A 24664-nucleotide genomic window follows, 5' to 3' on the forward strand; every position below is an offset into this window, starting at 1 on the left:
GGCCTGGGCCGGAGCCGGGGCGGGCGCGGCCGGGGCTGCGGGCGCAGGGGCCGGAGCGGGCGTCGGAGCCGCGGGGGCGGCCGGGGCCGGGGCAGCGGCGGCGGGCGCCGGAGCCGGGGCGGCCGGAGCCGGAGCGGCGGCCGGGGCGGCACCGGGGGCGCCGATGACGGCGAGCTTGGCGCCGACCTCGGCGGTCTCGTCCTCGCCGACCGTGATCTCGAGCAGCACACCGGAGGTGGGCGCCGGGATCTCGGTGTCGACCTTGTCCGTGGAGACCTCCAGCAGCGGCTCGTCGGCCTCGACGGAGTCGCCGACCGACTTCAGCCAGCGGGTGACGGTGCCCTCGGTGACGGACTCGCCGAGCGCGGGCAGGACGACGTCCGTGCCCTCGGCGGAGCCGCCGCCGGACGCGGCCTCGGCGGTGGGAGCGGGCGCCGGGGCTGCCTGCTCGGTGGACGGGGCGGCGGCCTGCGGGGCCGGCTCCGGCTCGGCGGCCGGGGCGGGCTCGGCGGCGGGGGCCGGGGCGGCCGCGGGCGCGCCGCTGCCGTCGTCGATGACGGCCAGCTCGGCGCCGACCTCAACGGTCTCGTCCTCGGCGACCTTGATGGAGGCGAGGACACCGGCGGCGGGCGAGGGGATCTCGGTGTCGACCTTGTCGGTCGAGACCTCGAGCAGCGGCTCGTCGGCCTCGACGCGCTCGCCCTCGGCCTTCAGCCAGCGGGTGACAGTGCCCTCGGTGACGCTCTCGCCGAGCGCCGGAAGGGTTACGGAAACCGCCATGGTTTCGGTTGCTCCTTACGAATTGCGGAAGTCTGAGTCGTCGCGTTCGTCGACCGAGGGTCAGTCGTGCGCGTGCAGCGGCTTGCCGGCCAGGGCCAGGTGGGCCTCGCCGAGCGCCTCGTTCTGCGTCGGGTGGGCGTGGATGAGCTGGGCGACCTCCGCGGGCAGCGCCTCCCAGTTGTAGATCAGCTGGGCCTCACCGACCTGCTCGCCCATGCGGTCGCCGACCATGTGGACGCCGACCACGGCACCGTCCTTGACCTGGACGAGCTTGATCTCGCCCGAGGTGTTCAGGATCTTGCTCCTGCCGTTGCCCGCGAGGTTGTACTTCAGAGCGACGACCTTGTCCGCGCCGTAGATCTCCTTGGCCTTGGCCTCGGTGATGCCCACGGAGGCGACCTCCGGGTGGCAGTACGTGACCCGGGGGACACCGTCGTAGTCGATCGGGACGGTCTTCAGACCGGCCAGACGCTCCGCCACCAGGATGCCCTCGGCGAAGCCGACGTGCGCGAGCTGGAGCGTCGGGACGAGGTCACCGACGGCGGAGATGGTCGGGACGTTGGTGCGCATGTACTCGTCGACCAGGACGTAGCCGCGGTCCATGGCGACACCCTGCTCCTCGTAGCCCAGGCCCTGCGAGACCGGGCCGCGGCCGACGGCGACCAGCAGGATCTCGGCCTCGAACTCCTTGCCGTCGGCGAGGGTGACCTTGACACCGTCCTGGGTGTACTCGGCCTTCTGGAAGAAGGTGCCGAGGTTGAACTTGATGCCGCGCTTGCGGAAGGCGCGCTCGAGAAGCTTCGAGGAGTTCTCGTCCTCGACCGGAACGAGGTGCTTGAGGCCCTCGATGACGGTGACGTCCGCACCGAAGGACTTCCAGGCGGAGGCGAACTCGACGCCGATGACACCGCCGCCGAGGATGATCGCGGACTTCGGCACGCGGTCCAGGACGAGGGCGTGGTCGGAGGAGATGATCCGGTTGCCGTCGATCTCCAGGCCCGGCAGCGACTTCGGCACGGAGCCGGTCGCCAGCAGGACGTGACGGCCCTGGACGCGCTGTCCGTTGACGTCGACGGAGGTGGGGGAGGACAGACGCCCCTCGCCCTCGATGTACGTCACCTTCCGGGAGGCGACGAGACCCTGCAGGCCCTTATACAGGCCGGAGATCACGCCGTCCTTGTACTTGTGGACTCCCGCGATGTCGATGCCCTCGAAGGAGGCCTTGACGCCGAACTGCTCGCTCTCGCGGGCCTGGTCGGCGATCTCGCCCGCGTGCAGCAGGGCCTTGGTGGGGATGCATCCCCGGTGCAGGCAGGTACCGCCGACCTTGTCCTTCTCGATCAGGGCGACGTCCAGGCCCAGCTGCGCCCCGCGCAGGGCCGCGGCGTAACCGCCACTACCACCGCCGAGGATCACTAGGTCGAAAACGGTGCTGGCGTCGTTCGCCACGTCACGTCCTCCATGCATGTGCGCCACGCCGGTCAGCGGTGACCGGTCGGCGGCTGGTGTCCGGCCGCTCTTGTCTTCGGCCCTGTGGTGGGGGCCCTGTCCTGCCGTGGCCCATCTTCGCACTTGTCAGGGGGGAACGAGACGCCGGGCCGGTGTGTGAGACGTCCCACGTTCAGTTGAGCGCTCACGGAAAAGGGGGCTCCGCGCTACCCGCGTGCGGAGCCCCCTCGACCGGGCCGATATCAGCCCAGGTCACCAGCGGCGGTCAGCTCCGCCAGCCGCACCAGCGTGCGTACCGCCGTACCCGTTCCGCCCTTGGGGGTGTACCCGAAGGGGCCGCCCTCGTTGAAGGCCGGGCCCGCGATGTCCAGGTGAGCCCAGGTGATCCCCTCGCCCACGAACTCGCGCAGGAAGAGACCGGCGACCAGGCCGCCGCCCATGCGCTCGCCCATGTTGGCGATGTCGGCGGTGGGGGAGTCCATGCCCTTGCGCAGGTGCTCCGGCAGCGGCATCGGCCAGGCCGGCTCGCCGACCTCCTCGGCGGCCTCGTGCACGGCGGAGCGGAACGCGTCGTCGTTCGCCATGATCCCGAACGTCCGGCTGCCCAGCGCCAGCACCATCGCGCCGGTCAGCGTCGCGACGTCGACGACGGCGTCCGGCTTCTCCTGCGAGGCGGCCCACAGCGCGTCGGCCAGCACCAGCCGGCCCTCGGCGTCGGTGTTGAGCACCTCGACGGTCTTGCCGCTGTACATGCGCAGCACGTCACCGGGGCGCGTGGCGGACCCGGACGGCATGTTCTCGGCCAGCGCCAGCCACCCGGTGACGTTCACCTCGAGGCCGAGACGCGCGGCGGCGACCACGGCCGCGAAGACCGCCGCGGCACCGCTCATGTCGCACTTCATCGTCTCGTTGTGCCCGGCCGGCTTCAGCGAGATGCCGCCCGAGTCGTAGGTGATGCCCTTGCCGACGAACGCGAGGTGCTTCTTCGCCTTGGAGGAGGTGTACGACAGCTTCACCAGCCGCGGCCCCGACGCCGATCCCGCGCCGACGCCGAGGATGCCGCCGTAGCCGCCCTTCTCCAGGGCCTTCACGTCGAGCACCTGCACCTTGATGCCGTGCTCCTTGGCCGCGGCCGAGGCGATCGCCGCGAACGCCTCCGGGTTCAGGTCGTTCGGCGGGGTGTTGATGAGGTCGCGCGCGCGGTTGAGCTCCTCGGCGACGGCGACGGCCCGCTCGACGGCGGCCTTGTGCTCCTTGTCCCGGGGCCGGGCGCCGAGCAGCGCGGCCTCGGCGAGAGGCGCCTTGCCGTTCCGCGCCTTGGGGTCCTTGCCGTTCTCCTTGTAGGCGTCGAAGGAGTACGCGCCCAGCAGCACGCCCTCGCCGATCGCGCCGACATCGGTGGCGTCGGTGACGGGCAGGGCGAAGGCGGCCTTCTTGGTGCCGGTGAGGGCGCGGGCGGCGGCGCCGGCGGCCTTGCGCAGCGCCTCGGCGGAGTAGCCGGCGTCCTTCTCGGGCTCGGCGCCCAGGCCGACCGCCAGCACCAGCGGGGCCTTGAAGCCGGAGGGCGCGGGCAGCTTCGTCACCTCGCCCTCGGCACCGGAGGCGCCGAGGGTTTCCAGGACGCCGGCGAGGCTGCCGCCGTAGGCCTTGTCGACGGCCTCGGCGCCCGGCGCGACGACCGGGTTCTTCGCGCCCTTGGCGACACCGATCACGATCGCGTCGGCCCGCAGGCCGGGCGCCGCGGCGGTGCTGAGAGTGAGAGCAGTCACGGTGGTGAAATCTCGCTTCCGAATGTGAAGTTCCTGTGGTCGATCGGTGTGGGTCGACCGGGCCCGACAGCCGACCCTAGATGCGACCTGAGGGTGCGGTTTCCGCGGGGCCTTCCCCGGTGCGGCGAACACTGCCGCTGAGCCTACGCGCGTGCGTGCGTTCACTCATTCCTGAGGACGTGTTCACCTGGGATCGGAGATCATCCTCGGGCGACCCTCCCCACCTCTGGAGCCCCACCGTGAAACGCCCGATACTCCTGCTCGCCACCCTTCTCCTGCTGACGGGCTGCGGCGCCGCGACCGACTCCGCCCCGGACTCCGACTCCGGTTCCTCCGGCGGACGTTGGCAGCCGCGCCCCGGGGTGGCCTGGCAGTGGCAGCTCAACGGCCGGCTCGACACCTCCGTCGACGTGCCCGTCTACGACGTCGACGGCTTCGACCAGTCCAGGGCCACGGTGACCGCGCTGCACGACGAGGACCGCAAGGTCATCTGCTACGTCTCGACCGGCGCCTGGGAGGACTGGCGGCCCGACGCGAAGAAGTTCCCCAAGTCGGTGATCGGCAAGGGCAACGGCTGGAAGGGCGAGCGCTGGCTCGACATCCGCAGGACGGACGTCCTGAAACCGCTGATGGCGGCCCGCCTCGACATGTGCCGTGAGAAGGGCTTCGACGCGGTGGAGCCGGACAACATGGACGGCTACAAGAACAGCACCGGCTTCCCCCTCAAGGCCGCCGACCAGCTCCGCTACAACCGGCTCCTCGCCCGGCTCGCCCACGACCGGGGCATGGCCGTCGGCCTGAAGAACGACCTCGACCAGATCCCGGCCCTCGTCAGGGACTTCGACTTCGCGGTCAACGAACAGTGCGCGCAGTACGGCGAGTGCGCCGCCATGAAACCCTTCATCGCCGCGGACAAGGCCGTCTTCCACGTGGAGTACGAAGTCCCGACGAGCCGCTTCTGCCCCGAGACCCGCCGCCTGAAATTCAGCTCGATGCTCAAGAAGTACGACCTGGACGCCTGGCGCCGCCCCTGCTGACCGGCAAGAAAAGGCCCTAACGCCCCAGCGACAGCACCACCAGCGACACCGTCGCCGCCGTCTCCGCGAGCCCTCCGAACACATCGCCGGTCACCCCGCCGAAGCGGCGGGTGCAGTGGCGCAGGAGGACTTCGGCGACGGCGACGGCGGCGAGCACCGCCACCGGCGTCCGGACCATGTCGTACGTCCCCAGCAGCGCGCCGGCGGCCACCGCGAGCCCGGTCACCACGACCGCCGCGGCCACCGCGCCCCGCACCGGAACCACTCCCGCGACCGCCGCGCCGAGCCCCTCCGGCCGCGCGGCGGGCACGCCCTCCCGCGCGGCGAGGGTGAGGGCGAGCCGGGCCGCGGTCGCCGAGACGACGGCGGCCAGCGCGCCCCGCCCCCATGAGCCGCCGTACGCCTGCGCCAGCGCGGCCACCTGGGCCAGCAGGACGAAGACCAGGGTGATGACCCCGAACGGGCCGATGTCCGACTGCTTCATGATCCGCAGCGCGTCCTCGGCGGGTTTCCCGCTGCCCAGCCCGTCCGCGGTGTCCGCGAGGCCGTCCAGGTGCAGACCCCGGGTGAGAACGGCGGGTACGGCGGCGGAGGCGACGGCGGCGAGCAGCGCGCCCGCGCCCAGCGCCAGCAGCAGTACGCCGGCCAGGGCCGCGCAGCCGCCGACGACCAGCCCGGCGGCAGGGGCGCACAGCATGCCGCCGCGTGCCGCGTTCCGGTCCCAGCGGGTCACCTTCACGGGCAGCACGGTCAGCGTGCCGAAGGCGAAGCGGAGGCCGTACGGCCAGGGCGTCTTGGAGGGTTCGGGCACCGGCGCAGGTTACCCGGCGGTCGGGAGGAGGCCTGCGGCGACCATCGCTAAAGTGCGCATATGGGACATTGGCTGCAGCGCAACATCGTCGAGCCGGGCAAGCTGCCGCTGCTGCTCGCCCTGACCGCGTTCGTACTGACGTTCTTCGTCACCCGGCTCGTCACGCGGCTCATCCGGGCGGGCAAGGGGCCCTTCGGGAACGTGAAGGCGGGCGGACTGCACATCCACCACGTGGTGCCCGGCGTCGTGCTCACCGTCGTGGGCGGGTTCGGGGCGGTGGCCAGTGACCGGCACGGTTTCGGGGCCGCCGTGTGCGCGGTGCTGTTCGGGATGGGAGCGGGACTGGTCCTGGACGAGTTCGCGCTGATCGTCCATCTCGACGACGTCTACTGGTCCGAGCAGGGGCGTCGCAGCGTCGAGGTCGTCGTCCTGACGGCGGCCCTGGTCGGGCTGCTCCTCGCCGGGTTCGCGCCGTTCGGCGTCAACGACATGAGCCAGGCCGAACTCCAGGACCGGGGCAGCGTGCTCTCTACGGTCGTGGTCAACTTCGCCTTCTCCCTGCTCGTCCTGACCAAGGGCAAGCCACGGATGGCGATCTTCAGCGTGATCGTCCCGCTGGTCGGCCTGATCGGCCTGGTTCGGCTCGCCCGCCCCGGCTCGCCCTGGGCCCGCCGCTTCTACCGGCGCCGCCCCCGCGCCCGCGCCAAGGCCACCCTGCGCGCCTACCACCGTGACCGCCGCTGGTTCGGCCCCCGCCGCAGACTGCAGGACTGGATCGGCGGCAAACCCGACCCGGTCCCCACCCGCGCCCTCGACCACCACTGACACCGCCGCGGCCCGAGTTCTCGATCGCCGGGTTCCTGCCCGGCCCCGCGGTTACCCCGGCTCCGCGGTCACCCCGGCTCCGCGGTCACCCCGGCTCCGCGGTCACCCCGGTGCCGTGACCGCCCGTGCCCCCGACCGCCGGGTTGGTGTCCCGGAGGCTGCCCTGGGGGCTTCCTGCGTGTGGCTTGAGCGAACTCCCCGGGTTCGCGAAGCGGCAAGCAGCCCATCACTGGGTTGAGCGAACGCGCCGGGCGGTGCACCTGGCGCCGCGACCGCCGCGGACGGGACTCCGCCGTAGGGTTCAGGAGTGGGTCGGCGGTGCGTGTGACCTGGTGCGGTCCGCGACCTCGGCCGCCGCCGACCGCCGGCGCGCATCCTCGGGTGAACGCCCGGGCGGTGCACCTAGCGCCGCGACCGCCGTTGGTGTGGTTCGTGGCGTGGGCCTGTGGACGGGATCAGGGATGGGCCTGGGGCCGAATCCGTGCGCGGTCCGCGTCGGCGTCGGCGGAGGGCCGAGAGGGTGATCAGCGCGGCCACCGCCGCGATCGCCGCGAGGTGCTCCTTGCCGGCCAGGTTCCCCTTCAACGCCACCTCGACCGCCATCGCCGCGGTCACCGCGCCCGCCGTCACATACGCGCCGTAACGCCAGCCGAGGAAGACGGCCAGACCCACCACGGCCGCCGACGGACCGGTGTCGACCACCCGGGCGTCCGACGAAGGCAGGCCGAAGAGGCTGTCGAAGCCCAGCCAGACGCCCAGACGTGCGTACAGGGTGCCGGCCAGCGTCGCGGTGTAGGCGATGACCAGCGTCCGCAGCCGGCCGAGGCAGATCTCCGCGATCCCGAAGACGAACAGGACCTGCAGGAGCGCGCCCCACACCGGCAGGTCCAGCGCGGGCACGAACAGGGAGAGCGGCGTGCGCAGCAGGGCCGGCCACAGCGGATCCTCGGCCCGCACCCCGCCGACGTCCTGTACGAACCCGTACCCCCAGGACTGGTTCTGCACGATCTGCACGGCCGCCGTCAGCGCCACCGCTCCAAACGTCATCGGGACCGCCCGCAGCCGCCGCTCGACCAGCGGCTCGCGCACCGTGACGTACACGAGCCCCCATTCGGCACGGGCCCAACGGGCGAGCCTGTTCATCCGGCCGGTCCTCATCCGGTCCTCACCCGGTCCTCATCCGTCGTGCTGTCGCTGCCGGCTCTATCGATGGGTTTCCAAATGCCGCCGATGCAGCCACTTCGGCAGCCCCGGAGCTTCCAGGAACCCCTCCGCGTGCGCCGACGCCAGGCCGATGCGCGGGAGGTCCGCGCTCTTCTCGAAGAGCAGGAAGCGCGGCTCCCAGATGGGCCGGTACTTGGCGTTGGCGCGGTACAGCGACTCGATCTGCCACCAGCGGGAGAAGAAGCTGAGCAGCGAGCGCCACAGCCTCAGCACCGGCCCGGCACCAAGACGCGCCCCACGTTCGAAGACCGAACGGAACATGGCGAAGTTGAGTGAAACCTGGGTGATTCCGATATCCCGGGCGCTGCTCAGGAGTTCCAGCACCATGAACTCCATCAGCCCGTTGTCGGAGTCGCGGTCCCGCCGCATCAGGTCCAGCGAGAGCCCGTGCGGCCCCCACGGCACGAAGGACAACAGCGCCTTGAGCTCACCCCGCGCGTCCGTGCACTCCAGCATCACGCACTGCCCGTCCTCCGGGTCCCCGAGCCGCCCCAGCGCCATGCTGAACCCGCGCTCGGTCGCCCCGTCCCGCCAGTCGTCCGCCCGCTTCAGCAGGTACGTCATCTCGTCGGCCGGGATGTCCTCGTGCCGCCGCACCCGCACGCCGTATCCGGCCCGCTTCACCCGGTTGTAGGCCTGCCGCACGGTCCGCATGGCCCGCCCCTCCAGGGTGAACTCGGCGACGTCCACGATCGCCTCGTCCCCCAGCTCCAGGGCGTCCATCCCGTGGCGCGCGTACACCGTGCCCGCCTCCTCGCTCGCCCCCATCACGGCCGGGATCCACCCGTGCGCCCGGGCCTCGGCGAGCCACGGCTCGATGGCGCCCGGCCAGGCCTCCGGATCCCCGAGCGGATCACCGGAGGCCAGCGAGACGCCCCCCACCACCCGGTAGGCGACCGCCGCCTTCCCGGTCGGCGACCACACCACGCTCTTCTCGCGGCGCAGCGCGAAGTAGCCGAGCGAGTCACGCTCCCCGTGCCGCTCCAGCAGCGCCCGCAGCCGCTTCTCGTCGTCCTCGGTGATCGGGTCCACGGCCCGCCGGGAGCGGAAGGCGGCGTACAGGACGGCGAGGACGAGCAGGGTGCTGAGCACGTTGATGGCGACGTTGACCCAGTTCGGCGCGTCGATGCCGGGGAAGCGGGACTCGTCGACGGCGACCGAGACCAGCCGGAAGGTGCCGTAGCGCCAGCGCTCCAGGAACGTCGAACTCGCCGCGTCCGGCGCCTGGTTGGTGACGGTGACCAGCAGGCCGGCGAGCAGCGAGGCGGCCAGCGTGCCGCCGACCGCGACGGCGGCGGCGAGCTTCGGGTTCGACCGGTCGCCCTTGGCGTAGAACTCCCTGCGGCCCACCAGCAGCGCGGCGACGAAGGCCGCGGTGAGGACGAGGGAGATCCAGTTCTGGGCGTACTGGCGGATCTCCGGGAACGCCATCGCGAAGGCGAACAGCCCCAGGAAGGGGCCGGCCAGCGCGAGGTTCAGGATCCAGGCGGCACGCTTGCGGCGGCGCATGGTGATGGCGAGGAAGGCGGTGAACACCCCCGACGCGAAGCCGGCGGTCAGCAGGTACGGCGTGAAGAAGTTCTCCTGGTTGTGCCGCCGCACGTCCTGCCCCAGGGAGACCCAGACGGCACTGAGGAAATTGACGAACGCGACGGCCCGCAGGTACCAGACAGCGAAAGCGGCGGCTCGGCGCGAGGCATTTCGGGCATCTCCCATGGATGAGGATCATATGGGGGATGCCCGGCTGAACCCGTCCATCTTTGGTCTGCCGTGCGGCCGACTTTCGGCTGTCGTGCCGCCTATTCCGTCGCTTCCTTCTCGACTTCCGCGGTTTTCTCGTCCTCCTCGGGAACCTCGGGCTTCTCCGGCAACTCCGCGGACAGCGCCGCCGCGGCCTGCACCAGCGGCAGCGCGAGCAGCGCGCCCGCGCCCTCGCCGACGGTCACCCCCTGGGTCAGCAGCGGCTCCAACGCCATCCGGTCCAGCGCCTTCGCCTGCCCCGGCTCCCCGCTGTCGTGCGCCGCCAGCCACCAGTCCGGCGCCCGGAACGCGATCCGCTGGGCCACCAGCGCGGAGGCGGACACCACGACCCCGTCGAGGATCACCGGCGTCTTGCGCACCGCGCTCTGCAGCAGAAAGCCCGTCATCGCGGCGATGTCGGCCCCGCCCACACTCGCCAGCAGCTGCAGCTGATCCCCGAGCACCGGCCGGGCCCGCCGCAGCGCGTCCCGGATCGCCGCGCACTTGCGCATCCACGCCAGGTCGTCGATCGCGAGCCCGCCCCGACCGGTCACCACGGAGGCGTCGATCCCGCACAGCGCGGCGATCAGCACGCCCGCCACCGTCGTCCCGCCCACGCTCACATCGCCGAGCACCACCAGATCCGTACCCGAGTCGGCCTCCTCGTCGGCGACGGCGACCCCCGCCCGGAACGCCGCCCCGGCCTCCTCCAGGCTGAGCGCGTCCTCGATGTCGATCCGTCCGCTGCCGCGCCGCACCCGGTGCCGCACGACCTCGTCCGGAAGCGAGTCCGGGTCGCAGTCCAGGGACATGTCGACGACCCGCACCGGCACCCCGAGCCGCCGCGCCAGCACCGAGACCGGACGGCCGCCCTCCAGCACCTCGCGCACCAACTCGCCGGCGCCGCCCGGGCGTCGCGCCGAGACGCCCAGCTCGGCGACCCCGTGGTCACCGGCGAAGAGCACCACCCGGGGCCGTTCGATCGGTCGCACCGGTACCGCGGACTGCGCCGCGGACAGCCACTCACCCAGGTCGTCGAGGCGGCCCAGCGACCCGGGCGGCACGATCTGACGCTCCCGGCGCGCCTCGGCGTCGCGGCGCACCCCGCCGTCGGGGCGCTCGATCAGATCGGTGAAGTCGTCGAGATTAAGCGAGCTCATTCGCCGAACAGTACCGGCACGGATCGAACAGGACGGCGCCACATGGCCATCACGGGCATCCCACGTCGTTGCCCACCACAGCCGTACACCTTATGTTCCTTTTTGTGGCAATTTCGGTGCGTCTCCTCAGCGACCTGGACCAGCAACGTCGCCACCTCGGTACGGCCAGAGCGGTCCGCAGACTCCTCCCCGAACCGGAGAGCTGGCTGGACGTGGCCACGGGCGACGCGGACTTCCCCGAAACCGCCAGACGTCTGTTCCCCTACACCTCCTTCGACGGCACGGACCCGACACCCCGAGTCACACACGCCCAGGCGGCGGAACTAGTGGAGCAGGCCTACGTGGGCCCCCTGACCCACCCCCACATCGCGAGGGCCGTCAGATCCCGCTACGACGTGGTGACCATGCTGCGCACTCCGGCCTCCCGCGAGGAACTGAGAGCGGCGGTGACAGCCCTCCGCCCGTCCGGCCTCCTGCTCCTGGAGGCACCGGGCCCCCACTGGGCAGGCGTGTGCTCGGAGTTGGAGTCCCAGGGGTGCGTACTCGTCCCACCGAAGCACCCACTCCTGGACCGCCTGACCAAGACACGGCGCCTGATCGCACGCAGGGCTCCTGCAGCGCCCCTTTAGGGGCGCGGGGCCGTATCGATGTGTGCCTCCGCCGCGCGGGCGCGACCAGCCCTCACCGGCCCGCCCCCGACGAACAACCGACTCACCCCCGCAAAACCACCGCCTGCCCCGCAACGACCAGCACCACCGCCTCACACTCCGCCCCGAACCCCGCGTTCAACCGCCCCAGCTCATCCCGGTACCGCCGCCCGGACGCCGTAGCGGGCACAATCCCCGACCCCACTTCGTTGGACACGGCGACAACGGTCCGCCGAGCCGCCCGCACCGCCGACGTCAACTCCCGCACCCGCTCCCGCAGGGCACGCTCGCCCCCGTCCGCCCACACCGCGTCGTCCCACGCCCCGACGGAGTCCATCGCGTCCGTCAGCCACAGCGACAGACAGTCGATCAGCAACGGCGCACCCTCCTCCTTCAGCAGCGGCACCAGGTCGCACGTCTCGGCCGTACGCCACGACCCCGGCCGCCGCTCCCGGTGCGCGGCGACCCGCGAGGCCCACTCGCTGTCCCCGCCCCGCGTCCCGCCCGTCGCCACGTACAGCACGTCGGGGAAGGCCTCCAGCCGCCGCTCGGCCTCCACCGACTTCCCCGAGCGGGCCCCGCCCAGCACCAGCGTCCGGCGCGGTACGTCGGGCACGTCCTCGTACACGCCGACCGTCAGCGTCGAGCCGTCCGGCACGGCCCGCGCCCCCGCCGCGGCGAGCCGTCGCCGCAACTCCGCGCCCGGCGGCACGTCGTGGTCCAGATGGACGGCGACGACATCCGTGGTCGGCCCGAGCGCGCCGACCGCTCGCAGCTTCGCCAGCGCGTCAGGCCGCCCCACGACGTCGGCGAGCACCATGTCGTACGACTCCACGGAGCCGTTCGCCTCCAGCCCGGCCGGCGCGCCCCCGGGCGGGAGGTAGAGCAGCCGCTGTCCGTTCGGCCCGGTCACGGCGTATCCGGTGCCGGGCGCGTCCATCGCCACCGCACGCACCCGATGCCCCGTCAGCAGCGCCAACTCCCGTCCGTCCGGCACCCGCCCGGGCTGCGGCAGCCCCGCGGGGACCTCGACGGGCGGTCCGTCGTGCGGGTGGGACAGCAGCACCTGGCGTACGCCGCCCAGGGAGTGCCCGGCCCGCGCGGCCGCGAAGGCGGCGCCCGGCGTCAGGTCGAGCAGCAGCGTTCCGTCGACGAGGACGGCGGTCGCCGCGCGCGCGTCCTCGCCGAGCGCTACCGCGCAGGCGGCGCACGGGCAGTAGGGGCGGGGCAGTCCGAGGGGGGCACCGGTACCGAGCAGAGTCACTTCCACGGATGTGATTTTCGCGTGTCTGCGCAGGTGTTGCCCGTCCGACTAGTCTTCAGGGCAGGAGCCGGACCAAGATCCGGCTTCTCCTTTGCAGGTGCTCATACACGGGAGGCGTACATGGCGTCATGGACGTGGCGGTTCGAGAAGGCCGACGGGGCGGAGGTCCCGCCCGCGGTGCAGCCCGAGGAGTTCACCACGCAGGGGGACGCCGAGTCCTGGATCGGGGAGCACTGGAAGGCCCTGCTGGAGGGCGGCGCGGACCAGGTGCGGCTGTTCGAGGACTCCACGGAGATCTACGGGCCGATGAGCCTGCGCTCCGCGGAGGCGTGAGCCGTACGGACCAGGGGGCGGCCCGCCGGCCGCCCCCGCCGTCACTGCTCGCCGAGCGTCACGTCGGCCTTCTTCTCGCTGCCGCCCCGGGTGTACGTCACCGTCGTCCTCTCGCCCGGCTTGTCCTGGGCCAGTGCCTCCGTCAGGGAGGTGATCGTGGTGATGTCCGTGTCACCCAGCCGGGTGATGATGTCCCCGGCCTCGATGCCGGCCTTGTCGGCCGCCCCGCCGCTCTTCACCGACACCACGGCGACCCCGGCCGGCTGGTAGTTCGCGTCGACCACCGTGCGGCCCGTGATGCCGAGCGCGGCCCGGCCGGAGTCGGTGACCTTGCCGCTCCTGACGATCTGGTCGGCGATCGTTCGCACCATCGAGGCGGGGATCGCGAACCCGATGCCCGGCGCCGCGCTGTCCCCGAAGGTGGGGTCGACGGCCGCGAGCGTCGGGATGCCGATGACCTGGCTGTCCAGATCGACCAGGGCGCCGCCGCTGTTGCCGGGGTTGATGGCGGCTGACGTCTGCACCATGTTGGCGATCGTCGCGCCCGTACCGCCCCCGCCGCTACCCTCGGTGACGGTCCGTCCGGTCGCCGAGACGATGCCCTGGGTCACGCTGGAGGACAGGCCGAGCGGCGAGCCCATCGCCAGCACGATCTGGCCGACCCGGACCTTGGAGGAGTCCGCGAACACCGCCGCCTTCAGTCCGCTGGGCACCTTGTCCAGCTTGACGACGGCCAGATCCTGCTGCGGATACGAGGAGACGAGCCGGGCGGTGAGCGTCTCCTCGCTGTTGGCGGTCGTCACCTTGAAGGTCTTCTCCTCGCCGACGACATGCGCGTTGGTGACGATGTGCCCCTTGTCGTCGTACACCACCCCCGAGCCCAGGTCGTTGCCGGCCTGGATCTGCACGACGGACGGCAGCACGTCCTTGATCACCCGCTGGAAGTCGCCCTGCAGATCGCTGCCGGACTTCTGCGCGAGGGCCTGCGCGGCCTGCGGGGTGGACGTCTGCGAGCGGCCGGAGGAACCGGAGCCGGAGCACCCGCTCACCAGTGCGAGGACGGCGAGGGGGATGAGCAGCCGCAGGGCACGGATACGGGTGACGTCCATGCCCCGAGTGTCTCTTCGGAGTGAAGATCCGGCCTGTGCTGCGCGCCCGAACGGGCTCAGCCGCGCACCCCGCACAGGTGCAGCAGCGCCGCCACCCGCCGATACGGATCCGTCCGCCCCGCCCGCTCCTCGGCGGCCAGCAGCGTCTCCACGTCGGCCGGTGCCTCCGTGTCGTCGGCCGCCGTGTCCGTGAAGACCCGGACGCCGTACCAGGCGTGCAGGGGCGCGCCGATGCCGGCGAGGGTGTCCGTCAGGGTCTCCAGGCGGTCGGCGCGGACGTCGAGGCCGAGGCGGTTTCGGTAGGACACGGTGTCGAAGGCGGCGAGGGCGCCGGCCCAGTCGCCGTACAGCCCGGGCCGCATGGCCAGCGCGTCGGCGTTGCGCACCAGCAGCGACAGCAGACCGCCATGGGCGAGCATCCGGGCGAGCCCCGCGAGCAGCGCGTCCGGGTCCTCGACGTACATGAGCACGCCATGACAGAGCACCACGTCGAAGCTGCCGGGGAGGAAGTGCACCCCGGTGTCCCGGCCGTCGCCCTCGATGATCCGCACCCGCTCCCGGATGCCCTCCGGCTCAGCGGCGAGGGTCTCCCGGGCCGCCGCGACCATGGTGGCGTCCTGCTCCACGCCGGTCACCTGGTGCCCGGCCCGGGCCAGCCGCAGCGCCTGCGTGCCCTGGCCCATCCCGACGTCCAGCACCCGCAGCCGCTGCCCGACCGGGAAGCGCCCCACTATCTGCTCGTCGAGCTGCCGGGCCACCAGCTCCTGCCGTACGGCGTTGCGCAGCCTGCCCAGCTTCTCCAGCCAGGATCTGGCCGCGCCCCCGGAGAACGACGTCGTGCTCAGGGCCGCTCTCCGCGCTTGACCTGCGGCTTCGGCAGCCGGAGCCGGCGCATCTGGAGGGAGCGCATCAGGGCGTACCGGGTGGCACCCTTGCGGTTCTGGTCCGGGAAGCGCTCGGCGAGCGCCTTGCGCAGCCGGAAGGCGCTGACGACCGCGTCGAGCACGATCAGCACGATCACGATCAGCCACAGCAGCAGCGCGATGTTCTGCAGCGCGGGCACCCGTACGACGCTCAGCACCAGGATGACCACGGCCATCGGCAGGAAGAACTCCGCCACGTTGAAGCGCGAGTCGATCCAGTCGCGCGCGAACTTGCGCACCGGGCCCTTGTCCCGGGCGGGCAGATACCGCTCGTCACCACCCGCCAGCGCCTGGCGCTGCCGCTCCAGCGCGGAGCGGCGCTCCTCGCGCTGACGCTTGGAGGCGTCCTTGCGCGTCAGCGTCGTGTTGGCGACGCTGCGGCGCTGGGACTGGGCCTCATTGCGCTTGGGCGTGGGGCGGCCCTTGGGGGCCTGCGGGTCACGGGGCTGCTTGGAGTCGGTCAGCGACGCCTTGTCGGCGCCGGCCTTCTCTTCCTTGGCACGGCTACGGAACACAAAACCCAAGGGTACGGGGTGCCCGGGGTTGGACCCCAGCCCCGCGGGGAACGATCCGGCAACACCAGTCGTCATGTAAGGGACAGAGGGGGCGGTTTCCCCAGGGGGACACCTACTCCCTACGCCGGAGCGGGTGGGGACGCAGTCGTCCTTGGGGATGAGCGCATCCGTCCCCGAACAGTGCGTCAATGGATGCAGGGCCCGTACTGTGGGACCTGTCGCAGAGCTGGAGCTGGAAGTCCGTCAGAAGGGGGCGCGCGAAGCCCATGAGCGGTGTCATGAAGCGTATGGGGATGATCTTCCGCGCGAAGGCGAACAAGGCCCTTGACCGGGCCGAGGACCCGCGCGAGACCCTCGATTACTCGTACCAGAAGCAGCTGGAGCTGCTGCAGAAGGTGCGCCGCGGCGTCGCCGACGTGGCGACCAGCCGCAAGCGCCTGGAGCTGCAGCTCAACCAGCTCCAGTCGCAGTCCTCCAAGCTGGAGGACCAGGGCCGCAAGGCGCTCGCGCTGGGCCGCGAGGACTTGGCCCGCGAGGCGCTGTCCCGGCGCGCGGCGCTCCAGCAGCAGGTGACCGACCTCGAGACGCAGCACGCGACGCTCCAGGGCGAGGAGGAGAAGCTCACCCTGGCGGCCCAGCGGCTGCAGGCCAAGGTGGACGCCTTCCGCACCAAGAAGGAGACGATCAAGGCCACCTACACCGCCGCCCAGGCCCAGACCCGGATCGGCGAGGCCTTCTCCGGCATCTCGGAGGAGATGGGTGACGTCGGGCTGGCGATCCAGCGCGCGGAGGACAAGACCGCGCAGCTCCAGGCCCGGGCCGGCGCCATCGACGAGCTGCTCGCCTCGGGTGCGCTGGACGACCAGTCCGGCATGCACAAGGACGAGATCCAGGCCGAGCTGGACCGGATCTCCGGTGGCTCGGACGTGGAGCTGGAGCTGCAGCGCATGAAGGCGGAGCTGGCCGGAGGGTCGCCCCAGCAGGCGATCGAGGGCGGCACCGGGCAGGCTCAGTCCCAGCAGCAGCCGCAGGACACCCCGCGCTTCGACAAGCAGTAGGGGGTCACCCCTAGGAGGCCGAGATGGGCGACATGGTCGTCAGGATCATGGGAGAGGGTCAGGTGAGGCTGGCCGACAGCCACCTCGCCGACCTCAACAAGCTGGACGACGAGCTCCTGAGGGAAATGCAGAACGGCGACGGCCCCGGCTTCCGCCGCACCCTGGCGGCCCTCCTCGCCAAGGTCCGGGAACTGGGCACCCCGCTCCCGGACGACTCCCTCGAACCCTCCGAACTGATCCTCCCCTCCTCGGACGCGACCCTGGAGGAGGTCCGCGAGCTGCTGAGCGACGACGGGCTGATTCCGGGCTGAGAGCGGGCCCGCAACGGCGAAGGCCGGCCCGCCCGTCGGCCCGGAGTACCGCCTGCCGCAGTTCCGGCGGGGTGCGCCGCCCCGTACTGTGCAATCGTGAGCGCCACCCTCGAACGCACCCGCTGCCGCCTGCGGGCCCACCCCCTCGCGCTGGACGCGGCCCTGGCGGCCGGGGTCCTCGTCTGCATGGTGGCCGCCTCCTTCGCGGACGGGCACGGCAGGCACGGTGTCGCCTGGGGCATTCGCACCCCCGACCCGCTCGCCCTGGTGCTGATGACCCTCGGCGCGCTCGCCCTGGTCTTCCGCCGCCGGGCCCCGCGCACCGTCCTCGCGCTCACCGGCGCCGTCTCCCTGATCGAGTGCGTCGTCGGCGACCCCCGCGCCCCGGTCGCCATGTCCGCCGTCGTCGCCCTGTTCACCGTGGCCGCGACCACCGACCGCGCCACCACCTGGCGCCTCGGCCTGCTCACGATGACCGTCCTCACCGGCGCCTCGATGCTCTTCGGCCCGCTGCCCTGGTACGCCCAGGAGAACCTCGCGATCTTCGCCTGGACCGGCATCGGCGCGACCGCGGGCGACGCCGTACGCAGCCGCAAGGCCGCCGTCCAGGCCATCCGCGAACGCGCCGAGCGGGCCGAACGCACCCGCGAGGAGGAGGCCCGGCGCCGGGTCGCGGAGGAGCGACTGCGTATCGCCCGCGATCTGCACGACGTCGTCGCTCACCACATCGCCCTGGTCAACGTGCAGGCCGGCGTCGCGGCCCACGTCATGGACAAGCGGCCCGACCAGGCCAAGGAGGCGCTCGCCCATGTCCGCGAGGCCAGCCGCTCCGCGCTCAACGAACTCCGCGCCACCGTCGGCCTGCTGAGGCAGTCCGGGGACCCCGAGGCCCCCACCGAACCCGCCCCCGGCCTCGACCGCCTCGACGAACTCGTCGGCACCTTCCGCAGCGCGGGCCTCCATGTAGAGGTCGCCCGCGCCGACCAGGACACCACCCTGCCCGCCGCCGTCGACCTCGCCGCCTACCGCGTCATCCAGGAAGCCCTCACCAACGTCCAGAAGCACGCCGGCACCGAGGCGAAGGCCGAGGTCAGCGTCGTGCGCGTCGGCCCGAACATCGAGATCACCGTCCTCGACGACGGCGCCGGCCAGGACGACGACCCCGAGCACGGCGGCGGCCACGGTCTGCTCGGCATGCGGGAGCGCGTCAGCGCCCTGCGCGGCACCCTGACCACCGGCCCCCGCTACGGCGGCGGCTTCCGCGTCCATGCGATCCTGCCGGTCAAGACCCGCACGGCCACCACCGGGGGAAGCGCATGACCATCCGCGTCCTGCTCGCCGACGACCAGGCGCTGCTGCGCAGCGCCTTCCGGGTGCTCGTCGACTCCGAGCCCGACATGGAGGTGGTCGGCGAGGCGTCCGACGGCGCGGAGGCGGTGCGGCTGGCGAAGCAGGAGCGGGCCGATGTCGTGCTGATGGACATCCGGATGCCCGGCACCGACGGCCTCGCCGCCACCCGAATGATCAGCACCGACCCCTCCCTCGCCCACGTCCGCATCGTCATCCTGACCACGTTCGAGGTCGACGACTACGTGGTGCAGTCCCTGCGTGCGGGCGCCTCCGGCTTCCTCGGCAAGGGCAGCGAGCCGGAGGAACTGCTGAGCGCCATCCGGATCGCGGCCGGTGGCGAGGCACTGCTCTCCCCGGCCGCCACCAAGGGTCTGATCGCCCGCTTCCTCGCCCAGGGCGACCCCTCCGACGGCCACGACCCCGCCCGTTCCGAACGACTCGACGCGCTCACCGTCCGCGAGCGCGAGGTCCTCGTGCAGGTCGCCGGCGGCCACTCCAACGACGAGATCGCCGAACGCCTGGAGGTCAGCCCGCTCACCGTGAAGACCCACGTCAACCGCGCCATGACCAAGCTGGGCGCCCGCGACCGGGCCCAACTGGTGGTGATCGCGTACGAGTCGGGCCTGGTACGGCCGAGAGCGGACTGAGGCCCGATGTCAGGTCTGGGGAGTCGCAATTCCACGGGCGCGGAGGTCTGGTCGAACGGGACCGACACCCACGACGGAGACTCGCTGCTGACGTCCGACGGAGCCTCGCACCGTAAGCCGGGAGCCCCCTTCGAACGAAGGGGGCTCAGTGGACTGCACGGGACTACGGCAGCGCCAGCATGCGCTCCAGCGCCAGTTTCGCGAACGCCTCCGTCTCCTTGTCGACCTCGATCCGGTTGACCAGGTTGCCCTCGGCCAGCGACTCCAGGGCCCAGACCAGATGGGGCAGGTCGATGCGGTTCATGGTCGAGCAGAAGCAGACCGTCCGGTCGAGGAAGACGATCTCCTTGCCCTCGGGGGCGAAACGGTTGGCGAGCCGGCGTACGAGATTGAGCTCGGTGCCGATGGCCCACTTGGAGCCCGCCGGGGCCGCCTCCAGGGCCTTGATGATGTACTCCGTCGAACCGACGTAGTCCGCCGCGGCGACGACCTCGTGCCGGCACTCGGGGTGAACCAGGACGTTCACGCTCGGGATCCGCTCGCGCACGTCGTTCACCGAGTCCAGCGAGAACCGGCCGTGCACCGAGCAGTGGCCGCGCCACAGGATCATCTTCGCGGCGCGCAGTTCCTCGGCGGTCAGCCCGCCGTTCGGCTTGTGCGGGTTGTAGACGACGCAGTCCTGAAGCGACATGCCCATGTCCCGCACGGCCGTGTTGCGGCCCAGGTGCTGGTCGGGCAGGAACAGCACCTTCTCGCCCTGCTGGAAGGCCCACTCCAGCGCCTTCCGCGCGTTCGAGGACGTGCAGATCGTGCCGCCGTGCTTGCCGGTGAACGCCTTGATGTCCGCGGAGGAGTTCATGTACGACACCGGCACGACCTGCTCGGCCACGCCGGCCTCGGTCAGCACGTCCCAGCACTCGGCGACCTGCTCGGCCGTCGCCATGTCGGCCATCGAGCAGCCGGCGGCGAGATCGGGCAGGACCACCTTCTGGTCGTCCGACGTCAGGATGTCCGCGGACTCCGCCATGAAGTGCACACCGCAGAACACGATGTACTCGGCCTCCGGGCGCGCGGCCGCGTCCCGGGCCAGCTTGAAGGAGTCGCCCGTGACGTCCGCGAACTGGATGACCTCGTCGCGCTGGTAGTGGTGGCCGAGCACGAACACCTTGTCGCCGAGCTTCTCCTTGGCCGCGCGGGCGCGCTCGACCAGGTCGGGGTCGGACGGCGAGGGCAGGTCACCGGGACACTCGACACCGCGCTCGCTCTTCGGGTCGGCCTCCCGGCCGAGGAGCAGCAGGGCAAGAGGAGTCGGCTGTACGTCGAGCTCCGGGGTCTGGGCGGTGGTCACGACACGCACCCTTTCTACTTTTCGTCGATCTGACGTTATCTATCATAACCCGGTTCACGTCACTTTGACGATGGTCATAACGTCGATGTGACGTGAATCCCGAAGTGTCGTTTTCCGCTCGCCATCCCGTGTGCGAGCATGAAGAGGACGCCGAAAGACAGGCGCCGGCCCGGAATGAATCCGCGGCCTTGCCGGTTGGAACAGTCGGCAAGCAGTCTCCGTACAACCCGGGAGAGATGTAGATGTCCGTATCGGACGAGACCAGCACCGTCACCGACGGCATCATCCTGTCCGACGCCGCCGCGGCGAAGGTCAAGGCCCTGCTCGACCAGGAAGGCCGTGACGACCTGGCCCTGCGCGTCGCCGTCCAGCCCGGTGGCTGCTCCGGCCTGCGCTACCAGCTCTTCTTCGACGAGCGTTCGCTCGACGGGGACGTGGTGAAGGACTTCGGCGGCGTCAAGGTCGTCACCGACCGCATGAGCGCCCCGTACCTGGGCGGCGCGTCCATCGACTTCGTGGACACGATCGAGAAGCAGGGCTTCACGATCGACAACCCGAACGCGACGGGCTCCTGCGCCTGTGGTGACTCCTTCAGCTAAGCCCTCGACGAGCTGCTGAACAACTGAACAAGCCGAAGGCGGCGGCCCCCTCCGACAGGGCCGCCGCCTTCGTGCCTTTCGGCGGCTAGCGCACCCCGGCCGACGTCCGCGGCAGCCGTGCTCCCGGCTTCACCCGCGGGATCTCCTTGCCGTCCGAGCCCACGACCTTGCGGTCGCCGAGCGGCTCGTCCAGGTGCACGATCCGCGTCATCTCCTTGGCGATCATGATGCAGACCTTGTCCTTCCACGGCGTCTCGGTCACCGTGACGGTCACCTCGTCCGAGCTCTCCGTCGCCTTCGCGTCGTAGTCGCCGCAGACACCGCCCGTGAAGCTCACGGTCAGCGTCGTACCGGTGGCCAGATAGCCGTCGACCTCGACGTCCCGGGTGTCGGGCGCCTCGGTGCCCGACGGGGTGGGCTGCGCGGAGGGGGAGCCGGAGGCCAGGTACTTCGGGTCGATCGCCGGGTACGTCACCGTGAACGTGTTCTGCGCGCCCGCCGCCCGCACCTGGAACAGCCAGGACGGCACCAGCGCCGGCCGGCCGGCCACGGTGTGCGAGGCCAGCCCGAACACCGCGTTCTCGACCGTGGCCGCGTTCTGCGCCGGCGAGGCCGTCGCGGCCGACGTCGACTGCCCGCACGGCGCCTCGAGGCGGTCCTTCAGCGGTACGGGGCTGGCGCAGCCGCCGATGCCCATGCGGTGGTCGGTGCGCGGCGCCGCGTTGAGCAGGTCCAGCGTCCTGTGCGCGCTCAGCACGGGGTACGTGTCGCCCTTGGCCGGTGTGCTGAGCTGACCGCTGCCGCCGACCACCTCGCCCTGCGCGCCGATGGTCAGCCCCGTGGTCCGGCCGTACGTCGGCAGTCCGCCCACCACCGGATCGGCGTTGACCACCCGCTGGGCGCCCATGACCTGGCTCGCGTCCACCTTCGCGTCGTCCTGACCCACCGCCTTCAGCACGGGCGCCGCGGCCTTCTCCGCGGCCGCCACGCCGATCGTGTCGACGGCCGGGTTCGCGGGGTCCTTGGTGGTGCACACGGTGACGCTCTGACAGGCGTCGGTCCCGGCCGCGTACCGGTGGAAGGTCCAGGTGCCGGGCGTCTGCCGGTTCACCACGAGGCTCGGCCCGGACCCGTCCTTGTCCGGTCCCACCTGCCAGGCCTGCCCCTGGGCCACGGGCGTCCCCTGCAGCCCGAGCGCCTTCGCCAGCCGGGCCACCTGGTCCTTGGTGACGTCACTCGTCACGCGGTACACGGGCGCCGAGTCCGGCCCGTCGGGCAGCGAGCCGTCCGCCTGGTACGTCACGCCGTACGGATTGGGCTCCCCGGGTGCGATCCCGTTCGTACCGCCCGAGCCGTAGCCGTCGAGAGCGAGCGGCGGGGGAGTGTCGTCCCCGGATGCCCCGGACCCCGTACGACCGCCGGAGCCGTCGGACGCGGAGGCCGCGAGGTAGGCCCCGCCACCACCGACGAGGAACACGGCGGCGGCCACGGAGGCGATGAGCACGGGGGAGCGACGGCGGGACGTCCGGGGGGCGTCGTCGGCCTCGTGCGGTCCGGGGACTTCGGCGGGGGGCGCGGCCCGGTGATGGTCGGAGCCGCCGCCCGAGCCGGAACCCTCGCCGAGTGCGGCGGTTTCGCGGGGGAGGGAGGGGCTGGGGAGCTCGTCCGAGGTTTCTTCGGGCGTGGGGGATTCAGCGGCGGTGGCCCCGTCGCCTACGGGGGCCGGATCCGCGCCGGGTTCACGGCGAGCGGCGGACTCGGCGGACTCGGCAGGCATGGCGGTTCCTGCGCCGCCGGTCTCCTGGGAGAGGGGGATATCGGCCTGTTCCGGGCCCTCCGAACCCTTGCCCGCCGCCACATCCTCGCCACCGGAGCGGACGCCGACCCGGCTCTGGGGGTCGTGGGGGCTGTCGGCTGCTGTGGTGCGTAGGGCGTCTGTGCCCTGGTCGGCCTGGCTCTGGGGCTCGTCCGGGCTCTCAGCTGCCGTGGTGTCTTCGGCGTCCGCGCGCTCGTCGGCCCGGCTCTTCGGGGCGTCCGGGTTCTCACCTGCCTCGGTCGCCGCGGCGTCCGAGTCCGGGGCGGCCCGGTCGGTCCCGGTGCCCGGTGTCTTCCCGGCCTTCCGCTCGTCGTCAGGAGCGGTCCCGTCGGGGTGTGCACCGCCGGGAGGAGCGGCGTGCAGGGCGCCGCCGCGCTCCTCCCCGTCGCCCCGCGCTACGGCGGAGCCGGCGGTGTCGTTGTCGGGTCGCTCGGTGTTCACCGCATCGCTCCTTCGGCTGTGCACTGTCCCTGTGACCCTGACCCGGCCCTGTCAAAAAGGTCGGCCGGAGGGTCGTATCGCGCATCCCCTCGACGGGGGACGGCGATGGGACGCACCGGGGGAGCGCACGGTTCCCTGAAACGCGCCGATCCGGACTACGGACGCCGATGCGGCCGCCGTGGCACGCTCAGTCGCCGTAGTCCGACATCGCGTCCAGCAGCCGGGCGGACTTCGTCGGCACGGTCACGCCGTGGATCAGGGACGGGGAGACGGGCCGGGCGGCGATCCGGTCGGGCACGGCCCAGTGGGGAGCCATCCGCGCGCAGTCGCCCCGCAGCGACGCGAGGTCGCCTTCCAGGTCGACCGGGACCGGGGAGTGGACCTTGAGGTTCGTCATAACGGAACCGTATGCACGCCCAAGGCCGTGAAGAAAGATCTACTATCGGGTAGTTTTGGCGCCTTCAGCGCTCCGGTACGACCCGGTAGCGTGAACCGTCAACCCAGTTTCTCCCTACAGGAGAGTCCACCCCGTGCGCATCGCAGTCACCGGCTCCATCGCCACCGACCACCTCATGACCTTCCCCGGCCGCTTCGCCGACCAGCTCGTCGCGGACCAGTTGCACACGGTCTCGCTCTCCTTCCTGGTCGACAACCTCGACGTACGCCGGGGCGGCGTCGGCGCGAACATCGCCTTCGGCATGGGCCAGCTCGGCACGAAGCCCATCCTCGTCGGCGCGGCCGGCTTCGACTTCGACGAGTACCGCGCCTGGCTCGACCGGCACGGCGTCGACACCGACTCGGTCCGGATCTCCGAGACCCTGCACACCGCCCGCTTCGTGTGCACCACGGACTCCGACCACAACCAGATCGGCTCCTTCTACACGGGCGCGATGAGCGAGGCCCGGCAGATCGAGCTGAAGACGGTCGCCGACCGGGTGGGCGGGCTCGAGCTCGTCCTGATCGGCGCCGACGACCCCGAGGCGATGCTCCGGCACACCGAGGAGTGCCGCTCCCGCTCGATCCCCTTCGCCGCCGACTTCTCCCAGCAGATCGCCCGGATGAACGGCGACGAGATCCGGATACTGCTGGAGGGCGCGACCTACCTGTTCTCCAACGAGTACGAGAAGGGGCTCATCGAGTCCAAGACCGGCTGGAGCGACGGCGAGATCCTCGCCAAGGTCGGCCACCGGGTCACCACGCTGGGCTCGCGCGGCGTCCGTATCGAGCGGGTCGGCGAGAACCCGATCGAGGTCGGCTGCCCCGAGGAGGAGCGCAAGGCGGACCCGACGGGCGTGGGCGACGCCTTCCGCGCCGGCTTCCTGTCCGGCCTCGCCTGGGGCGTCTCCCTGGAGCGCGCGGCCCAGGTCGGCTGCATGCTGGCGACCCTCGTCATCGAGACGGTCGGCACCCAGGAGTACCAGCTGCGCCGCGCCCACTTCATGGACCGCTTCACCAAGGCGTACGGCGACGAGGCCGCCGCCGAGGTCCAGAAGCACCTGGTGTAGCGG

At 71.8% G+C, this 24664-nt stretch carries 24 protein-coding genes; 10 read left to right on the plus strand and 14 right to left on the minus strand.

All coding sequences use genetic code 11. From position 1 onward, the window contains the following. The 3 genes from ABZ453_RS01985 to ABZ453_RS01995 all read right to left on the minus strand — a co-directional run. A partial coding sequence (locus ABZ453_RS01985; protein WP_359010602.1) for a biotin/lipoyl-containing protein occupies positions 1-780 on the minus strand: 780 nt, incomplete at its 3' end. Positions 781-840: 60 nt separating this feature from the next. Next, a complete protein-coding gene (lpdA, locus tag ABZ453_RS01990) occupies positions 841-2229 on the minus strand; it encodes a dihydrolipoyl dehydrogenase (RefSeq protein WP_165954800.1) in 1389 nt (462 codons plus the stop codon). A 242-nt stretch (positions 2230-2471) separates the two neighbouring features. After that, on the minus strand, positions 2472-3998 hold the full coding sequence (locus tag ABZ453_RS01995) for a leucyl aminopeptidase (protein WP_359010604.1): 1527 nt from the start codon (positions 3996-3998) through the stop codon (positions 2472-2474). A gap of 239 nt (positions 3999-4237) precedes the next feature. Between ABZ453_RS01995 and ABZ453_RS02000 the strand changes: the two genes are divergently transcribed. Beyond that, positions 4238-5035 (plus strand): endo alpha-1,4 polygalactosaminidase, encoded by a 798-nt coding sequence (locus ABZ453_RS02000; protein ID WP_359010606.1) that lies wholly within the window; start codon positions 4238-4240, stop codon positions 5033-5035. Between the two features lie 16 nt (positions 5036-5051). Here ABZ453_RS02000 and ABZ453_RS02005 read toward each other — a convergent pair whose 3' ends face one another. After that, complete coding sequence (locus ABZ453_RS02005) at positions 5052-5846, minus strand: adenosylcobinamide-GDP ribazoletransferase (protein WP_359010608.1); 795 nt, start codon at positions 5844-5846, stop codon at positions 5052-5054. Positions 5847-5906: 60 nt separating this feature from the next. Between ABZ453_RS02005 and ABZ453_RS02010 the strand changes: the two genes are divergently transcribed. Beyond that, a complete protein-coding gene (locus tag ABZ453_RS02010; RefSeq protein ID WP_359010610.1) occupies positions 5907-6671 on the plus strand; it encodes a hypothetical protein in 765 nt (254 codons plus the stop codon). 402 nt (positions 6672-7073) lie between these two features. Here the strand turns inward: ABZ453_RS02010 and ABZ453_RS02015 are convergent, their stop codons facing one another. The 3 genes from ABZ453_RS02015 to cobT form a co-directional block, all read right to left on the minus strand. Beyond that, on the minus strand, positions 7074-7814 hold the full coding sequence (locus ABZ453_RS02015) for a hypothetical protein (protein ID WP_359010611.1): 741 nt from the start codon (positions 7812-7814) through the stop codon (positions 7074-7076). Positions 7815-7874: 60 nt separating this feature from the next. Further along, complete coding sequence (locus ABZ453_RS02020; RefSeq protein ID WP_359010613.1) at positions 7875-9611, minus strand: phosphatidylglycerol lysyltransferase domain-containing protein; 1737 nt, start codon at positions 9609-9611, stop codon at positions 7875-7877. A gap of 83 nt (positions 9612-9694) precedes the next feature. Further along, the gene (gene cobT / locus ABZ453_RS02025; protein ID WP_359010614.1) at positions 9695-10795 is read right to left on the minus strand and encodes a nicotinate-nucleotide--dimethylbenzimidazole phosphoribosyltransferase; all 1101 of its coding nucleotides are present in this window, start codon (positions 10793-10795) and stop codon (positions 9695-9697) included. A gap of 104 nt (positions 10796-10899) precedes the next feature. Here cobT and ABZ453_RS02030 point away from each other — a divergent pair, with 104 nt between their 5' ends. After that, a complete protein-coding gene (locus ABZ453_RS02030) occupies positions 10900-11424 on the plus strand; it encodes a methyltransferase domain-containing protein (protein ID WP_359010616.1) in 525 nt (174 codons plus the stop codon). A gap of 82 nt (positions 11425-11506) precedes the next feature. Here ABZ453_RS02030 and ABZ453_RS02035 read toward each other — a convergent pair whose 3' ends face one another. Then, complete coding sequence (locus ABZ453_RS02035; protein WP_359010618.1) at positions 11507-12712, minus strand: bifunctional adenosylcobinamide kinase/adenosylcobinamide-phosphate guanylyltransferase; 1206 nt, start codon at positions 12710-12712, stop codon at positions 11507-11509. Positions 12713-12826: 114 nt separating this feature from the next. Between ABZ453_RS02035 and ABZ453_RS02040 the strand changes: the two genes are divergently transcribed. Next, the gene (locus ABZ453_RS02040; protein WP_133042923.1) at positions 12827-13039 is read left to right on the plus strand and encodes a hypothetical protein; all 213 of its coding nucleotides are present in this window, start codon (positions 12827-12829) and stop codon (positions 13037-13039) included. Positions 13040-13080: 41 nt separating this feature from the next. Here the strand turns inward: ABZ453_RS02040 and ABZ453_RS02045 are convergent, their stop codons facing one another. The 3 genes from ABZ453_RS02045 to ABZ453_RS02055 form a co-directional block, all read right to left on the minus strand. Continuing rightward, positions 13081-14148, minus strand: coding sequence for a trypsin-like peptidase domain-containing protein (locus ABZ453_RS02045; protein WP_359010620.1), 1068 nt, complete (start codon positions 14146-14148; stop codon positions 13081-13083). A gap of 56 nt (positions 14149-14204) precedes the next feature. Continuing rightward, complete coding sequence (locus tag ABZ453_RS02050; protein WP_359010622.1) at positions 14205-14906, minus strand: methyltransferase domain-containing protein; 702 nt, start codon at positions 14904-14906, stop codon at positions 14205-14207. Positions 14907-14989: 83 nt separating this feature from the next. Further along, a complete protein-coding gene (locus tag ABZ453_RS02055) occupies positions 14990-15661 on the minus strand; it encodes a DUF3043 domain-containing protein (RefSeq protein ID WP_359010624.1) in 672 nt (223 codons plus the stop codon). A 203-nt stretch (positions 15662-15864) separates the two neighbouring features. Between ABZ453_RS02055 and ABZ453_RS02060 the strand changes: the two genes are divergently transcribed. The 4 genes from ABZ453_RS02060 to ABZ453_RS02075 all read left to right on the plus strand — a co-directional run bounded on the left by ABZ453_RS02060 (position 15865) and on the right by ABZ453_RS02075 (position 18952). Then, the gene (locus ABZ453_RS02060; protein ID WP_359010626.1) at positions 15865-16644 is read left to right on the plus strand and encodes a PspA/IM30 family protein; all 780 of its coding nucleotides are present in this window, start codon (positions 15865-15867) and stop codon (positions 16642-16644) included. A gap of 32 nt (positions 16645-16676) precedes the next feature. Then, the gene (locus tag ABZ453_RS02065) at positions 16677-16955 is read left to right on the plus strand and encodes a hypothetical protein (RefSeq protein WP_359011160.1); all 279 of its coding nucleotides are present in this window, start codon (positions 16677-16679) and stop codon (positions 16953-16955) included. Positions 16956-17051: 96 nt separating this feature from the next. Next, on the plus strand, positions 17052-18275 hold the full coding sequence (locus ABZ453_RS02070; protein ID WP_359010628.1) for a histidine kinase: 1224 nt from the start codon (positions 17052-17054) through the stop codon (positions 18273-18275). Continuing rightward, the gene (locus tag ABZ453_RS02075; RefSeq protein WP_359010630.1) at positions 18272-18952 is read left to right on the plus strand and encodes a response regulator transcription factor; all 681 of its coding nucleotides are present in this window, start codon (positions 18272-18274) and stop codon (positions 18950-18952) included. The genes ABZ453_RS02070 and ABZ453_RS02075 overlap by 4 nt, the downstream gene beginning before the upstream one ends. A gap of 163 nt (positions 18953-19115) precedes the next feature. Here ABZ453_RS02075 and nadA read toward each other — a convergent pair whose 3' ends face one another. Continuing rightward, positions 19116-20300 carry a quinolinate synthase NadA gene (gene nadA, locus ABZ453_RS02080; protein WP_359010632.1) on the minus strand — a complete coding sequence of 395 codons (1185 nt, stop codon included), beginning with the start codon at positions 20298-20300 and terminating at the stop codon, positions 19116-19118. Between the two features lie 242 nt (positions 20301-20542). Here nadA and ABZ453_RS02085 point away from each other — a divergent pair, with 242 nt between their 5' ends. Continuing rightward, positions 20543-20899: an iron-sulfur cluster assembly accessory protein gene (locus ABZ453_RS02085; RefSeq protein WP_030582488.1), complete on the plus strand. Its 357-nt coding sequence runs from the start codon at positions 20543-20545 to the stop codon at positions 20897-20899. Positions 20900-20984: 85 nt separating this feature from the next. Here ABZ453_RS02085 and ABZ453_RS02090 read toward each other — a convergent pair whose 3' ends face one another. Together ABZ453_RS02090 and ABZ453_RS02095 are read right to left on the minus strand one after the other, a co-directional pair. Next, complete coding sequence (locus tag ABZ453_RS02090) at positions 20985-22676, minus strand: hypothetical protein (RefSeq protein WP_359011162.1); 1692 nt, start codon at positions 22674-22676, stop codon at positions 20985-20987. A gap of 667 nt (positions 22677-23343) precedes the next feature. Then, the gene (locus tag ABZ453_RS02095) at positions 23344-23553 is read right to left on the minus strand and encodes a hypothetical protein (RefSeq protein ID WP_359010635.1); all 210 of its coding nucleotides are present in this window, start codon (positions 23551-23553) and stop codon (positions 23344-23346) included. Between the two features lie 133 nt (positions 23554-23686). Here ABZ453_RS02095 and ABZ453_RS02100 point away from each other — a divergent pair, with 133 nt between their 5' ends. Continuing rightward, positions 23687-24661: a carbohydrate kinase family protein gene (locus ABZ453_RS02100; RefSeq protein ID WP_356771405.1), complete on the plus strand. Its 975-nt coding sequence runs from the start codon at positions 23687-23689 to the stop codon at positions 24659-24661. Positions 24662-24664: the final 3 nt, after the last annotated feature.

Source organism: Streptomyces sp. NPDC005799, assembly GCF_040630525.1.
Lineage (GTDB): Bacteria > Actinomycetota > Actinomycetes > Streptomycetales > Streptomycetaceae > Streptomyces > Streptomyces griseorubiginosus_B.

Excerpts from the sequence above, each read along its gene's own strand:
- ABZ453_RS02010 (WP_359010610.1), top strand. The coding sequence starts at position 5,907 with ATGGGACATTGGCTGCAGCGCAACATCGTCGAGCCGGGCAAGCTGCCG.
- ABZ453_RS02015 (WP_359010611.1), bottom strand. The coding sequence starts at position 7,814 with ATGAACAGGCTCGCCCGTTGGGCCCGTGCCGAATGGGGGCTCGTGTAC.
- ABZ453_RS02020 (WP_359010613.1), bottom strand. The coding sequence starts at position 9,611 with ATGGGAGATGCCCGAAATGCCTCGCGCCGAGCCGCCGCTTTCGCTGTC.
- cobT (WP_359010614.1), bottom strand. The coding sequence starts at position 10,795 with ATGAGCTCGCTTAATCTCGACGACTTCACCGATCTGATCGAGCGCCCC.
- ABZ453_RS02040 (WP_133042923.1), top strand. The coding sequence starts at position 12,827 with ATGGCGTCATGGACGTGGCGGTTCGAGAAGGCCGACGGGGCGGAGGTC.
- ABZ453_RS02045 (WP_359010620.1), bottom strand. The coding sequence starts at position 14,148 with ATGGACGTCACCCGTATCCGTGCCCTGCGGCTGCTCATCCCCCTCGCC.
- ABZ453_RS02055 (WP_359010624.1), bottom strand. The coding sequence starts at position 15,661 with ATGACGACTGGTGTTGCCGGATCGTTCCCCGCGGGGCTGGGGTCCAAC.
- ABZ453_RS02060 (WP_359010626.1), top strand. The coding sequence starts at position 15,865 with ATGAAGCGTATGGGGATGATCTTCCGCGCGAAGGCGAACAAGGCCCTT.
- ABZ453_RS02065 (WP_359011160.1), top strand. The coding sequence starts at position 16,677 with ATGGTCGTCAGGATCATGGGAGAGGGTCAGGTGAGGCTGGCCGACAGC.
- ABZ453_RS02075 (WP_359010630.1), top strand. The coding sequence starts at position 18,272 with ATGACCATCCGCGTCCTGCTCGCCGACGACCAGGCGCTGCTGCGCAGC.
- ABZ453_RS02085 (WP_030582488.1), top strand. The coding sequence starts at position 20,543 with ATGTCCGTATCGGACGAGACCAGCACCGTCACCGACGGCATCATCCTG.
- ABZ453_RS02090 (WP_359011162.1), bottom strand. The coding sequence starts at position 22,676 with ATGCCTGCCGAGTCCGCCGAGTCCGCCGCTCGCCGTGAACCCGGCGCG.
- ABZ453_RS02095 (WP_359010635.1), bottom strand. The coding sequence starts at position 23,553 with ATGACGAACCTCAAGGTCCACTCCCCGGTCCCGGTCGACCTGGAAGGC.